Annotated in this window: 14 protein-coding genes, 1 tRNA gene and 1 pseudogene; 13 read left to right on the top strand and 3 right to left on the bottom strand. The window is 70.7% G+C overall.

The window, feature by feature from the left end:
• Positions 1-205: 205 nt before the first annotated feature.
• Entirely contained in the window at positions 206-673 is a 468-nt protein-coding gene (locus WAB15_RS24560; protein WP_407287561.1) for an NUDIX hydrolase, read from the bottom strand.
• An 18-nt stretch (positions 674-691) separates the two neighbouring features.
• Between WAB15_RS24560 and WAB15_RS24555 the strand changes: the two genes are divergently transcribed.
• The 10 genes and pseudogenes from WAB15_RS24555 (at position 692) to WAB15_RS24510 (ending at position 7,639) form a co-directional block, all read left to right on the top strand.
• Positions 692-1,471: a GntR family transcriptional regulator gene (locus tag WAB15_RS24555; RefSeq protein ID WP_407287560.1), complete on the top strand. Its 780-nt coding sequence runs from the start codon at positions 692-694 to the stop codon at positions 1,469-1,471.
• A 139-nt stretch (positions 1,472-1,610) separates the two neighbouring features.
• The gene (locus WAB15_RS24550; RefSeq protein ID WP_407287559.1) at positions 1,611-1,964 is read left to right on the top strand and encodes a hypothetical protein; all 354 of its coding nucleotides are present in this window, start codon (positions 1,611-1,613) and stop codon (positions 1,962-1,964) included.
• A 2-nt stretch (positions 1,965-1,966) separates the two neighbouring features.
• Positions 1,967-3,322 (top strand): FtsK/SpoIIIE domain-containing protein, encoded by a 1,356-nt coding sequence (locus WAB15_RS24545; protein ID WP_407287558.1) that lies wholly within the window; start codon positions 1,967-1,969, stop codon positions 3,320-3,322.
• Positions 3,323-3,402: 80 nt separating this feature from the next.
• Complete coding sequence (locus WAB15_RS24540) at positions 3,403-4,083, top strand: DUF2637 domain-containing protein (RefSeq protein ID WP_407287557.1); 681 nt, start codon at positions 3,403-3,405, stop codon at positions 4,081-4,083.
• Positions 4,084-4,101: 18 nt separating this feature from the next.
• Entirely contained in the window at positions 4,102-4,281 is a 180-nt protein-coding gene (locus WAB15_RS24535) for a mobile element transfer protein (RefSeq protein ID WP_407287556.1), read from the top strand.
• An 18-nt stretch (positions 4,282-4,299) separates the two neighbouring features.
• On the top strand, positions 4,300-4,455 hold the full coding sequence (locus WAB15_RS24530) for a hypothetical protein (RefSeq protein ID WP_107053102.1): 156 nt from the start codon (positions 4,300-4,302) through the stop codon (positions 4,453-4,455).
• A gap of 23 nt (positions 4,456-4,478) precedes the next feature.
• Entirely contained in the window at positions 4,479-4,787 is a 309-nt protein-coding gene (locus WAB15_RS24525) for a SpdD-like protein (protein WP_407287555.1), read from the top strand.
• A gap of 138 nt (positions 4,788-4,925) precedes the next feature.
• A complete protein-coding gene (repSA, locus tag WAB15_RS24520) occupies positions 4,926-6,302 on the top strand; it encodes a replication initiator protein RepSA (RefSeq protein ID WP_407287554.1) in 1,377 nt (458 codons plus the stop codon).
• Entirely contained in the window at positions 6,299-6,487 is a 189-nt protein-coding gene (locus WAB15_RS24515; RefSeq protein ID WP_407287553.1) for a helix-turn-helix transcriptional regulator, read from the top strand. The genes repSA and WAB15_RS24515 overlap by 4 nt, the downstream gene beginning before the upstream one ends.
• Positions 6,487-7,639, top strand: a pseudogene (locus tag WAB15_RS24510) (tyrosine-type recombinase/integrase). The gene WAB15_RS24515 and the pseudogene WAB15_RS24510 overlap by 1 nt, the downstream one beginning before the upstream one ends.
• A gap of 115 nt (positions 7,640-7,754) precedes the next feature.
• Here WAB15_RS24510 and WAB15_RS24505 read toward each other — a convergent pair.
• Positions 7,755-7,828: transfer RNA gene (locus WAB15_RS24505), tRNA-Thr, on the bottom strand.
• Positions 7,829-8,007: 179 nt separating this feature from the next.
• On the opposite strand from WAB15_RS24505, the gene WAB15_RS24500 reads away from it, so the two are divergent.
• From WAB15_RS24500 to WAB15_RS24490, 3 genes are all read left to right on the top strand, one after another.
• Positions 8,008-9,144, top strand: a complete 1,137-nt coding sequence (locus WAB15_RS24500) for an ABC transporter ATP-binding protein (RefSeq protein ID WP_399148649.1) — start codon at positions 8,008-8,010, stop codon at positions 9,142-9,144.
• 371 nt (positions 9,145-9,515) lie between these two features.
• Positions 9,516-9,932 carry a hypothetical protein gene (locus tag WAB15_RS24495; RefSeq protein ID WP_407287552.1) on the top strand — a complete coding sequence of 139 codons (417 nt, stop codon included), beginning with the start codon at positions 9,516-9,518 and terminating at the stop codon, positions 9,930-9,932.
• Between the two features lie 30 nt (positions 9,933-9,962).
• On the top strand, positions 9,963-10,691 hold the full coding sequence (locus WAB15_RS24490) for an NDP-sugar synthase (protein WP_399148650.1): 729 nt from the start codon (positions 9,963-9,965) through the stop codon (positions 10,689-10,691).
• Between the two features lie 493 nt (positions 10,692-11,184).
• Here WAB15_RS24490 and WAB15_RS24485 read toward each other — a convergent pair whose 3' ends face one another.
• Positions 11,185-12,819: a DoxX family membrane protein gene (locus tag WAB15_RS24485; RefSeq protein WP_407287551.1), complete on the bottom strand. Its 1,635-nt coding sequence runs from the start codon at positions 12,817-12,819 to the stop codon at positions 11,185-11,187.
• Positions 12,820-12,866: the final 47 nt, after the last annotated feature.

The following is a 12,866-nucleotide window of genomic DNA, read 5'->3' as shown; positions in this document are numbered from 1 at the left end:
GAGACGAGGAGGGAGCCGTGCGGCGGCGACGGCCGGCGCCGCCGCGCTGTGCGCGGCACCTCTGATCTCTGATCTGACTGCTTGCAGTTCCAGGAGGCCGGGAACGTCAGTGCTCCTGCGCCAACGTGCGGTGTGTGTGCCTGAACTGTCCCTACCACGGGGACGGGTAGCGAGCGGAGCGAGCCTTGATGGAGTAGGGAAAGTTCTATCGCGCCGGGGCCAGCCGCTTGCCGTCATGGCTCCGCACGTGAGGCCCCGCCCCGTCCAGGGCGTCGAGAAACCGGACCGCGTAGACCTCTGACATGGCCCCCGCCACCTCGTCGGGCGTGAGCCAGGTGACCGCCGTCGACTCGCTGGAGGTGCGTTCCTCGCCGCCGACCGGCTTGCAGCGGAAGACCAGGGCGACGATGCCTCGGGCCGTGTTCTTGTAGACCCCGGTGAGCTCGTCGACCTCGACGTGGATGCCCGTCTCTTCCCAGACTTCGCGCTGTACGCCGGCCTCCGGGGTCTCTTCGAGTTCGAGCACTCCGCCTGGGAGTTCCCAAGCGCCGTTGTCGGCTCGCTGGATCGTCAGGAGTTTGCCGTCCTCGCGGACCACGACCCCGGCCACGGACACGGAGTGCAGTGGCGTTGACTGGGCTTTCGCGGCGCTGTTACTCATGCACAGGAGCATAGGAGGATGGGAAGAACTATGGGAACCGCGGTAGGAGGGGGCAAAGCCGTACCTCGATACGTGCAGATCGCCGACGACATCGTGCAGCAGATCAGGGCTGGGGTCCTCAAGCCCGGCGAGATGGTGCCGAGTGAATCCGAGCTGGTCGAGCGCTACGGCGTCGCGGGCGGCACGATCCGTAAGGCGATGGTGGAGGTCCGCGCGAGCGGCCTGGTGGAGACCCGCCACGGCAAGGGCTCGATCGTGAAGGACCGACCGCCGGTACGGCACCGTTCCTCCGACCGCTTCCGGCGCTCGCATCGGCAGGGCGGCAAGGCCGCGTATCTGGCGGAGTCCGCGCAGTCGGGTGCCACGGCCAAGGTCAGCGTTCTGTACATCGGCCCCATGGAGGTCCCGGAGGACGTCGCCGATCGCCTCGGTGTCGAGCCCGGCGCTCAGGTGCTCGCCCGCCGGCGGCTCTACTTCCGTAACGGCACTCCGGTCGAGACGGCCAGCTCGTACCTGCCGTGGGATGTCGTGAAGGACATCCCCGAGCTCTTTGCCGAGAACCCGGGCGGTGGCGGTATTTACGCCCGACTCGAAGACCACGGGCATGAGTTCGCCGAGTTCGTCGAGACCTTGCAGGCTCGGCCGGCCTCCAAGGCTGAAGCGTCCGAGCTGGCTCTCAGTCCTGGCGCCCCCGTCGTGCATCTCGTTCGTGAGGCGCTGACGACCGAGGGCCGTGTGGTGGAGGTCTGCGACACCCTCATGGCCGCTGACCAGTTCGTTTTCAGCTACCGCATCCCCGCCACGGACTGACGTCCACTCAACTCTCCTCAGCCCGCCCCGACTTATTCGTCGCGGCGGGTTGACTCATGTATAGGAGTCGGGCACTCTTCTTCACGCCGCTCATGTACATGAGTGACGGAGTTCAGCATCTATAGAGGAGTGATCCGTAGTGCGTCAGATCCCCGTCGACACCTCCGCCGCGACCGTGATGGTCGCGAAGCAGCCGCAGATCAAGGTCAAGGACCGCCGTACCGGTGAGGTCGCCCTCGACGTCGAGACCGGGGCGAAGCTGATGACCGTGGACGTGATGTTCGCCGCCAACGACGCGGTGGAGATCCTGTCCGTCACGGTCCCCGAGAGCGGAATCTCCGGTGAGCTGGGCATGGGCACTCCGGTGGCGCTGACCGGCCTGGTCGCCCGTCCCTGGGAGAACGAGTTCAACGGGCAGAAGCGGCACGGAATCGCCTTCCGCGCCGTGGCGGTCACCTCGCTCGCCGCCGGCTCGCAGGCTGAGGCGGCCTGATCATGGCCCGCCTGTCGGTCGTACTGCTGCTGGTCGTCGCCACCGCTCTCGTTCTGCGGTGGCGGCGTCCCGCCTGGTACTGGATGACCTTCGGGGTCGTCCTCGCCGCGCTGCGGGTCTTAGTCCGGTACGCCTCGGTCATGGACGCCTGCGGCCTGACGGTCCCGCCCGCGCGCTGGCGGCTCGCACTCTCCCGCATGACCAAACGCCCGGCCCCCGAGTCGCGGGCCCCGCGCATCCTCCGTTTCCGGCCGACCCGTACTGGGCTGGTCCTGCGGCTTAAGCTCCGTCCCGGCCAGGACGCTTTCGATGTCTCCGCCGCCACCGACCGGCTGCGGCACTCCTTCGGGATGTACGGCGTCACCGCCCGGGAGATCCGCTCCGGTGTCATCGAACTGCGGATGACGGGCTACGACGTGCTCAAACGCGTGCAGATGCCCGCCAAGCTCGACCGCGCTCCGATGCGCGTGCCCGTCGCACTACGCGAGGACGGATCGGTCCACTACCGCGATTACCGGACCGTCCCGCACGGGCTCACCCTCGGGGCCACCGAGTCGGGCAAGTCCGTCTACCAGCGCAACCTGGTGGCCGGTCTCGCCGCTCAGGACGTCGCGCTCGTCGGGATCGACTGCAAGCAGGGCGTCGAGCTTTTCCCGCTCGCTCGCCGCTTCTCCGCCCTCGCCGACAACCAGGACACGGCGCTCGATCTGCTCGAAGCCCTGGTCTCGCACATGGAGTCCGTCTACCAACTCGTCCGCGAACAACAGCGCATCAGCGTGAACGTCCCCGATGCGGAGATCGCCGCCGACATCTGGGATCTGGCCGAGGACCTGCGCCCCACGCCCATCGTGGTCCTGGTGGACGAGGTGGCCGAACTCGCGCTCTTCGCCTCCAAGGAGGAGGAGAGGCGCCGGGACCGGATCATCACCGCGCTCGTCCGCCTGGCCCAGCTCGGCCGCGCCGCCGGCATCTACCTGGAGATCTGCGGCCAGCGCTTCGGCTCCGAACTCGGCAAGGGCATCACCATGCTCCGGGCCCAGCTCACCGGTCGTACCGTGCACCGCGTCAACGACGAGACCAGCGCCAACATAGCCTTCGGCGACATCTCCCCTGACGCCGTACTGGCCGCCATCCAGATACCCGCAGACACCCCCGGCATCGCGGTCGCCGGTGACTCATGCGGTGGCTGGTCACGCATCCGCGCCCCGCACACCTCGCTGCGCGAAGCGGTCAACCTCTGCAACAAGCACGCCGACCGCACGCCGGATCTGCCCGCGCTCGCGCCCTTCCGGCCCGCCGTCGCCCCTCCGGCCTCCTCGGCCGTACGGCTCACCAAGGCGTCCTCCGCGACTGCCTGACCCTCCCGCTCCAAGGTCGGCGCTACCTCGACGCGCCAGGTCCCTACCCCCTCCATGCCAGATCCGGAAGGAGAACCGTCATGGGACGCATCCGCCCGGACGCCGTCCTCGTACAAGCCGTCATCGCCGGAGCGCTCTCCTTCGCCCACCTCCACGACCTGGCCGCCGCTGCTGGACAGGACGGCTGGAAGGCGTGGGCCTACCCGATCAGCGTCGACCTGCTGCTGGTCGCGGCCTGGCGGCGACTCCGCAGTGACGGCCCGTCCCAGCTCGCCTGGTGCTGGTTCGTGATCGCCCTGGTGGCCTCGCTTGGCGCCAACGTCGCGACCGCCGGCTTCCTCGACCTCCGGCACCCGCCCGCCTGGCTCCGCTTCGGCGTCGCCGGATGGCCTGCACTCGCCTTCCTCGGCGGGACCCTGCTGGCCCATACGCGGAGTGCAGCCGAAGCCGCCGATCCCGCCCCGGTGGCCGACGTGATTCCGGCTCCCGCCCCCGGACCGGCCCCGGTCACGGCCGCTGAACCTCCGGCCATGCCAGCCGAGTTGGAAGCCACCGACCTCCCTGCGGCTGAGCCACCCACCAAACCGCCCCAGCCTGCACCCGCACCTGCACCCGTCCCGGCCGCGCTCGTCGCCCACGCCCGCAAGGTCGCTGACGAGCACCGCGCCCGGACCGGAGACCGGATCGACACCGACACCCTGCGGGCCCGCCTCGGCGTCCCGCCCCAGCTCGCCGACTCCATCGCCGCCCAACTCACCTGACCAGCAAGGAGAACCACCATGCCCGCCCGCGACCACTTCCACTCCGTCATGCGGATCGGCCCCGTACAGATCGGTTCCTATCGCGACCGCTTCGGCCGCACCAAGCACGCCGCCGTCTGCACCGCTGACCGCTGCGGCTGGTCCGCCGACTTCTCCAGCCGCTCGGCCGCCCAGCTCGCCGCCCGCACCCACCGCTGACCGACTGAGGAGACCCCCATGAACGTCCCGCTCTGGCTCGCCCTGATCGCCGTCGGCTACCTCGGCATCAAGCTCATCCGCCCGCCCTGGTGGCTCGTGGCCGTGCTCCTGCTGGGCGGCTACCTCCTCGCCGACAGCCTCCTGGCCCCCGTCATCGACACCGCCGTCAAGTAACGCCCACAGAAAGGAGATCCACCATGTTCCGCACCAAGGTCCCGACCAACCCAACGCCCACCGGAGTCGTCATTCCTCCCACCGTCGAATCGACCGCGACCATCCCGCACACGCCGCCGCCGGCCCCCGTCGCTCAGCCCTCGCCCCGCCCCGCGGTCCAACTCACGCCCGGCACCGCGCTCGCCCTCGTCGGCGGCGGCACGGCCGTGGTCCTGGTCGTCGGCGCCGTCCTGGTCTCGATGCTCCTGGCGGTCGCCATCAGCGGGGTGTCCGTCGCCGTCTGCGCGGTCGTCCTCCGCTCGCTGCTGGCCTCCGGGCGCACGCACCGCTGACCGGCCCCCGGGCGGCCTCAACCGCCAAGTCTCCGCCGCCCGGGAGCCGTGCTCCTGCCCGAACCACAGATCCGGAAGGAAGCCCCATCATGACCGACCGCACCGCCGCCCGCCCGTCCCGAACGCGGGAGGACGCCCGTGCCTGACACGCTCCTCGACCCGACCACCCTCGGCGACCTGCTGAGGGTGGCCTCGGCCCCCGACTACGACCGCTGGGCAGACCAGATCCACCGCACCGGCGGCTGCTCCGACCCGATCCACCTCACCGGCTGGACCCTCGCCAAGGACCGCACGACGGGCGAGACCCTGCACCACTACTCGACCGCGTCCGAACCCGGCGGACGACTCCGCCTCGCCTGCGGCAACCGCCGCGCCTCCCGCTGCCCCGCCTGCGCCTGGACCTATGCCGGGGACACCTACCGCCTCATCCGCGCCGGCCTGGCCGGAGACGACCGCCGCGACATCCCCGCCACCGTCCGCGACCACCCCCGCGTCTTCACCACCCTCACCGCGCCGTCCTTCGGCCCCGTGCACAACCGGCCCGACCGAGGCGTCTGCCGCTGCGGCACACAGCACCGCACGGACGATCCGACGCTCGGCACCGCCCTGGACCCCGAGGCGTACGACTACACCGCCGCCGTCCTGTTCAACAACCACGCGGGCGACCTCTGGCAACGATTCACCACCCGACTCCGCCGCGAACTGGCCGCCCGCGCCGGCCTCACCCAACGCGACCTCAAGGAATCGGCTCGCCTCTCCTACGGCAAGGTCGCGGAGTTCCAGAAGCGCGGCGCCCTTCACTTCCATGCGGTGATCCGCATCGACGGACCGGACGGGCCCGGAACACCGCCGCCGTCCTGGGCAAGCGTCGACCTACTGACCAACTCGATCCGCGCCGCCGCCGCGCACTCCTACACCTCGGTCACGGCCCCGGCTGCCGGGGACCAACCCGCCCGGACCTTCCGCTGGGGCACTCAGCTGGACGTGCGGCCGGTCAAGGCGTTCGGCGACGGCTCCGAAATCACCGAACAGGCGGTGGCCTCCTACGTGGCGAAGTACGCAACTAAGGCCGCCGAGACCACCGGCACTCTGGACCGGCGCATCGGCGAACTCGCCGAGCTGGACCGCCACCAGGTCCCCGAACACACCCGCCGCCTGATCACCGCGTGCAACACCCTGGACCCGCTCTACCCGGACCGTCGCCTCTGGGCATGGGCCCACATGCTCGGCTTCCGCGGCCACTTCTCCTCCAAGTCCCGCCGCTACTCGACCACCCTCGGCGAACTGCGCGCGGCCCGCGCCGACTTCCGCGCCACCCAGGAACGCGAAGCCCTCGGCCTCGAACCCCCGGAGCCGGACACCGTCCTCGTCCTGACCGACTGGCAGTACGTCGGCCACGGCCACACCCCCGGCGAATCCGCCCTCGCCGCAACCATCGCCCGCGACATCCAGACCAATCGCGAAACCGCACGCCAAGCACGCGCCGAAATCGAAGCCGAGGAGGACTGGACATGACCACCGACACCAGCCAGTTGCTGACCGTGCCTGAGGTCATGGCCCAGCTCAAATTCGGCCGCTCCAAGGTCTACGACCTGATCCGCTCCAAGCGCCTCGTCTCCATCACCGAGGGCCGCTGCCGCCGCATACCCGAGAACGCCCTGCAGGACTACATCCGCGACCGGATCGAGGAGGCCGCCTGATGGCACAGCAGCGCAAGCGCAACCCCAACGGCACCGGCACCATCACCAAGCGCAAGGACGGCCGTTTCCAGGCCGCCGTCTACGTCCTCCAGCCCGACGGCACCCGCGCCCGCAAGTTCGCCTACGGCAAGACCTGGGCCGAGTGCGACACCAAGGCGCCGCGAGCTCCTCGCCAAGGTCGACAACGGCGTCCCCGTCCCCACACGCTCGGCCAAGCTCGCCGAGTGGCTGCCGTACTGGCTGGACAACGTGATCAAGCCCAACCGGAAGCGCAGCACGTACAGCAAGTACGCGATGCACGTACGCCTCTACCTCGTTCCCCTCCTCGGCACGAAGCGACTGGAGACCCTCGGCCCACGCCACGTCCGGGTGTTCCTCGCCGACGTGGCCCGCAAGTCCTCCGCGGCGACGGCTAAGGAAGCTCACCGCGTGCTCCGTACGGCCCTGACAGCGGCCACCCGCGAAGAGCTGGTCACTCGCAACGTCGCCTCGCTCGTGGAGGCCCCCAAGGTCGTCAGCCGCGAGACAACGCCCTGGACGCTGGACGAGACGCTGACGTTCCTCGAAGAGGCCCGCCGCGATCCGCTCTACGCGGCCTTCGTCCTCGCCATCGCCATGGGCCTCCGCCGCGGTGAGGTGCTCGGCCTACGCTGGTCGGACGTGGACCTCGACGACCGGGTGATCCGCATCAGCAACCAGGTGCAGCGCATCGGTGGCGAGCTGTACCAGGACACCACCAAGACCGGGAAGATCCGCCCCGTATCGCTGCCGCTGATCTGCCTGGCCGCTCTCCGCTGGCACCGTCTTCGCCAAGCCCACGACGCGGAGAAGCGCGGCACCAAGCTGGACCCGGCCGGCCTCGTCTTCACCACCCGCTCCGGCCGCCCGATCGAGCCGCGGAACCTGAACCGCTCCTTCTCCCGACTCACGGCCTCCGCCGGGCTCCGCCCCATCCGACTCCACGACGCCCGGCACGGCTGCGCGACCCTGCTCACCGCGGCCGGCGTGGCCCCTCGCGTGCTGATGGAGATCCTCGGCCACAGCCAGATCAGCCTGACCATGGACGTCTACACCCACGTCGCCCAGGACACCCAGCGGGAAGCGATCAGCCACATGGACCGGCTGCTGAAACGGCGGCTCGATCGGGACTGAGCCAGGCTGACCTCGACCGACCGCCCCGTTACCGACCGCCCCGTTGATGTCACCCGTAGATGTCAGAAGCCCCAGGCCATGATCGGCCCGGGGCTTCTTTCCTGGTCAAACTCAGAGCCCCCTGTCGGATTCGAACCGACGACCTTCGCTTTACAAGAGCGGTGCTCTGGCCAGCTGAGCTAAGGAGGCGTGCGGGAAGAAGTGTACCCAGGCGTGCCGGGTGCCGGGCTCCGCATTTGGTGAGAGCCAGGGTACTGACATCCGGGCCGGTCGGAGGTAGCGTCACGGGACAGTCCACAGAAGTGGACTACACCACTCCTTTTACTCGGATCGTCCGGCACGTTCCTGCCGGTGAAGGGACTCTCACCATGGCTACGGTCACGTATGACCAGGCAACCCGTATCTACCCGGGTTCCGACAAGCCCGCTGTCGACAAACTGGACATCGCCATCGAAGACGGCGAATTCCTCGTCCTGGTCGGCCCCTCCGGATGTGGCAAGTCCACCTCGCTGCGGATGCTCGCGGGGCTGGAGGACGTAGACGCGGGCGCCATCCGCATCGGGGACCGCGAGGTCACCCACCTTCCGCCCAAGGACCGGGACATCGCCATGGTGTTCCAGAACTACGCGCTCTACCCGCACATGACGGTCGCCGACAACATGGGCTTCGCGCTCAAGATCGCCGGCGTCCCGAAGGCCGAGATCCGGCAGAAGGTCGAGGACGCGGCCAAGATCCTGGACCTCACGGAGTACCTGGGGCGCAAGCCCAAGGCGCTGTCCGGCGGCCAGCGCCAGCGCGTCGCGATGGGCCGGGCGATCGTCCGTGAGCCGCAGGTGTTCCTGATGGACGAGCCGCTGTCCAACCTGGACGCGAAGCTGCGCGTGCAGACGCGTACGCAGATCGCCGGTCTGCAGCGCCGGCTCGGGATCACGACGGTGTACGTCACCCACGACCAGGTCGAGGCCATGACGATGGGCGACCGGGTCGCCGTCCTCAAGGACGGCCTGCTCCAGCAGGTCGACTCGCCGCGCAACATGTACGACCGCCCGGCGAACCTCTTCGTCGCGGGCTTCATCGGGTCTCCCGCCATGAACCTGGTCGAGGTGCCGATCACCGACGGCGGGGTGAAGTTCGGCAACAGCGTGGTGCCGGTCAACCGGGAGGCGCTGAGCGCGGCCGCCGACAAGGGGGACCGCACGGTGACGGTGGGCGTGCGTCCCGAGCACTTCGAGATCGTCGAGCAGAACGGCGCCGCGGCGAAGTCGCTGTCCAAGGAGTCCGCGGACGCGCCGGCCGGCCTGGCCGTCACGGTCAACGTCGTCGAGGAGCTGGGCGCCGACGGCTATGTGTACGGCACCGCGGAGGTCGGCGGTGAGATCAAGGACCTGGTCGTACGGGTCGACGGCCGCCAGGTCCCGGACAAGGGCAGCCGGCTGCACGTCGTGCCGCGGCCCGGTGAGACGCACGTGTTCTCGACGTCGTCGGGCGAGCGCCTCAGCGACTGACACGGGACGAGGACGGGCGCGCCGGGCCCCGTCGACGGCAACGGAGGCCGCATGGCCGACGTAACCGGCTTAACCGGCTTAAGAAGTCCGGTGTAACCGGCGCAGACGGCAGGCGCGTTGGAGCGGCGGTGGTTCGGGGTAGCCCCTGGATCGCCGCCGCTGACGCGTTTCCGGTGCGGCCGTGCAGGGCTCCATCCCGCAGGGGTCGTCCGGCAAGGATCGGGGAAGGATCCGACAGAGCCGTCCATCGGGACATAACGGGGCTTTTCGTACCAGTGCGTCAACATCACAACCGCACCGACGGGCCATTGCGTCCCCCGATACGGTGACCAAATGTCGCCAAATCATCACTCCTCGCTACCATCTCGACCGTGAACTCCGCAGCCCGCCGCATCGGCAGAACTCTCGCCCTCGTCCTTCCCGTCGTCCTCGTGCTGTCCGGGACCCTCGCGGTCACCCGCGTCCCCTGGGCGTCGACGGCCACCGACTCGCAGGTGCTGACCGCCTCCTCCGGGACGGCCTCCACCAAGGCCAGCCCCAGCGCCCCCGCGGACGTGCTCCGCAAGCGCCTGCTGGTCGAACTCCAGGAGAAGAACCCCGGCGTCGCCCTGACCCACCTCCAGGAGGCGACCACCAAGCGCCCCTCGCTGGCCAGGGCGTGCGCCTCCATCGCCCGCGACCTCGGCCGCGCCGCGGTGGCCAAGTACGGTGCCGCACACCGTGCCCAGGCCTTCTCCCGCCCGGTCTGCGACACCTCCTTCGCCACCGGCGTCGCCGCCGCCCAGTGACCACCACTCGCACCGCATAAGGTGCGAACCATGACAGGCGCCCAGCATCCTTACCCCACGCAGGCCGTGGTCCTGGCCGGTGGCCAGGGCTCACGTCTCCGCCCGTATACCGATGACCGCCCCAAGCCGATGGTCGAGATTCCCGGCACCGGAACCCCGATCATCGGCCATCAACTGAACTGGCTGGCCGAGGAAGGCGTCACGGACGCGGTCGTCTCCTGCGGCCACCTCGCCGAGGTGCTGCAGGACTGGCTGTCACAGGCCCAACTGCCGCTGCGCGTCACCACCGTTGTCGAGACCGAGCCGCTGGGCCGCGGCGGGGGCCTGAAGCACGCGGCCGCCTCGCTGCCCCGCCCGGACGAGCCCTGGTACGCCACCAACGGCGACATCTGGACCCGCTTCCCGCTCCGCGAGATGGCCGAGTTCCATGACGAACGCGATGCCGACGCCACCCTCGCGCTGGCCCGCCCCCGCATCCCCTGGGGCGTCGTCGAGACCGACGCGTTCGGGCACGTGCTGGACTTCATCGAGTCGCCGCCCTCGCCGTATCTGGTCAACGCCGGCGTCTACGTCTTCTCGGCCGCCTTCACGGACCTGCTCCCCGACCGCGGCGACCACGAGCGCACGACCTTCCCCCGCCTCGCCCGCGAACGCCGGCTGGCGGGTTTCCCGCTCCCCCAGGGCGCCTACTGGCGCGCCATCGACACGGCCAAGGACCTCACCGAGGCGGCCAAGGAGCTGGGCGCACAGGCGCGTTGAGGCCTCGCGGGTCGTCGTCCACGTCCGTCGGGTCGACACCTCTTGAGCCGCCGCCGTCCAGATCGTCGTACTGAGCCTCGTAAGGCGTCATCGGCGTCATCGGTGTCGTTGCCGAGTCCGTCCGGCGGCGGGGGCGGGTGCTGCGGCGGCGTCTGAGGGCCTGTACGCGCCTCAGCGACCCTGTCCTCGCCTTCCCCGGCCTTTCCACGGCCTCCATCGCCCCCGTACGCCATGGAGGCCGTCCCAGCGGCCGTACGCGCCCCCTCCGGCCGCAGACGCCGCTGCGCTCACGGCTGGGGGCGCAGGCGACCGGGCCGCGCGCACAAGGCGCCACCCGCAAGGCCCGCGCACCCGCCCACCCGCGCACAAGGACCCGCCCACCCCCCTTTGGGGGGTGGGCGGAGGGGAAAAAGCGGGAGGGAAAAAGCGAGAGGGAAGAGCGGAGCGGAAAAATCGGAGCGGCGGAACGGCCGAACGGCACCGCTCGCCCGCTTCACCCCAGCAGTCCCCCCAACGTGCTTCCCCGGCCCCCGGAGTCGCCGGAGTCACTGGAGCCGCCGTTGCCGGTGCCGGTCGTGCCGCCGCCGGTGCCGCCCGCGGTGCTCGGGGCCCGGGTCGGGGCGGGGGCCCGGGTCGGGACCGTCTGCCGCGGGGCGCTGGTGGTGGCGCCGGGCTGCTGGGAGAGGCCGCTGGTGCTGCCCGCGGAGCGTCCGGTGCCGGGCGCCGACGCGGAGGGCGCGCCGGGCCTGCGGGCCTTGTGCGAGGCGCCCGCGGAGGGGGTGCCGGGGCGCAGGGCGCCGCCGGGGTGGCGCTGGTCGGGGCGGGTGGCGCTCTTGCCGGGGCGGGGCAGCGGCGAGCCGGGCAGGTTGTTGATCGCGGGCTCGCCGGGCCGCGGCACGGTCGCGACCGTCGCGGACCGTACGGCGCCGCCGAGCAGCGAGCCGATCAGCAGGGTCAGTCCGGCCACCACCGTGGTCATCATCGCGCCGCGGCGCAGTACCCGGCGCCGCAGGTCGGCGACCTCGACACGGGGGCCGAGCCGCCGCCAGGCCTCGCCGGCCAGCCGGGCGTCCATGGAGTAGACGGGGGCGCCCGCGATGATCAGCGGGCTCCACGCGGCGAGGTAGATGATGTCGGGGGCGTCGTAGGCGGGGAGGGTGCGCCAGCTGACCGTCATCAGCAGCGCGGCGGAGAGCAGCGCGCCGATCGACGCGGCCACCCGCTGCCACAGTCCGCAGATGGTCAGGACGCCGACGACGACCTGGAGGAAGGCGACGGTCAGACCGGCGCCGACGGGGTGCGAGACGGCGAAGTCGCGCAGCGGTACGGCCAGCGCCCACGGGTCGAGCGACAGCAGCCACTTGACCATCGAGCCCCGCTCGCCGCCGTCGAAGTAGACGGGGTCGCAGAGCTTGCCCATGCCGGCGTAGACGGAGATCAGTCCGAGGAAGATCCGCAGCGGCAGCAGGACGACGCCGAGGTTCATCCGCCGGCCCGGGTAGTACGCGTGCCGCACGGTTTCGGTGCCGCGCCGCCTGCCCCCGGTGTCGTACGGTTCGCGGGCCTCGAAGCGGTCGTCGCCGTAGCGGTCGTCGCCGTAGCGGTCGTCGTCGTAGCCGTCGTGACCGCGGTCGCCGTAGGTGTCGCGAGGGGGGTAGTTGCCGTAGTTGTCGCCGTATGCGCTGCCTACGGGGCGTACGCCGCGCAGCAGGGCGGTGTCGGATTCGGCGGGGCCGCGCTGGCCGATCACGGTCTGGGCGGGGGGCGGGTCGTCGAGGCGGACCCGGGGCAGGACCTGGGTCGTGCCGACGTCCTCGCTCTGGCCGGCGTCGAGGCCGATGCCCGCGTTGCGCACCGCGTGCAGGAGTTGGGTGGTGGCGCCGGCCGCGCCACCCGGTTCGGTGCGGCCGCTCCACACCACCGGCGCGCGGCGTCTGCCGCCCGTGGCCGGGCCCCGGGTGGCGGGGATGCGCGCGGCGTCGGCCGTGACGTGGCCCGCCGTGGGCGCGCCGAGCTGTACGCGGAAGCTGGCGTGGTTGACGATGACCTGCGCGGGATCGCACGGCACCTTGACCGAGCTCAGGCCCGGCTCGTCATCGAAGCCCGGCGAGCGTCCCCCCGTAGGCATGCGGGGTGTTCTGGTGTCCACGCTCATCTAACCGAGTGACCCGCGTT

Source organism: Streptomyces sirii (assembly GCF_045690365.1).
Taxonomy (GTDB): Bacteria; Actinomycetota; Actinomycetes; order Streptomycetales; family Streptomycetaceae; genus Streptomyces; species Streptomyces sirii.
This window is presented reverse-complemented; position numbering and strand designations above follow the sequence as displayed.

Coding starts and splice junctions, on each gene's coding strand:
- WAB15_RS24560 (WP_407287561.1), bottom strand. CDS start 673: ATGCTCCTGTGCATGAGTAACAGCGCCGCGAAAGCCCAGTCAACGCCA.
- WAB15_RS24555 (WP_407287560.1), top strand. CDS start 692: ATGGGAACCGCGGTAGGAGGGGGCAAAGCCGTACCTCGATACGTGCAG.
- WAB15_RS24545 (WP_407287558.1), top strand. CDS start 1,967: ATGGCCCGCCTGTCGGTCGTACTGCTGCTGGTCGTCGCCACCGCTCTC.
- WAB15_RS24540 (WP_407287557.1), top strand. CDS start 3,403: ATGGGACGCATCCGCCCGGACGCCGTCCTCGTACAAGCCGTCATCGCC.
- WAB15_RS24535 (WP_407287556.1), top strand. CDS start 4,102: ATGCCCGCCCGCGACCACTTCCACTCCGTCATGCGGATCGGCCCCGTA.
- WAB15_RS24530 (WP_107053102.1), top strand. CDS start 4,300: ATGAACGTCCCGCTCTGGCTCGCCCTGATCGCCGTCGGCTACCTCGGC.
- WAB15_RS24525 (WP_407287555.1), top strand. CDS start 4,479: ATGTTCCGCACCAAGGTCCCGACCAACCCAACGCCCACCGGAGTCGTC.
- WAB15_RS24515 (WP_407287553.1), top strand. CDS start 6,299: ATGACCACCGACACCAGCCAGTTGCTGACCGTGCCTGAGGTCATGGCC.
- WAB15_RS24500 (WP_399148649.1), top strand. CDS start 8,008: ATGGCTACGGTCACGTATGACCAGGCAACCCGTATCTACCCGGGTTCC.
- WAB15_RS24490 (WP_399148650.1), top strand. CDS start 9,963: ATGACAGGCGCCCAGCATCCTTACCCCACGCAGGCCGTGGTCCTGGCC.
- WAB15_RS24485 (WP_407287551.1), bottom strand. CDS start 12,819: ATGCCTACGGGGGGACGCTCGCCGGGCTTCGATGACGAGCCGGGCCTG.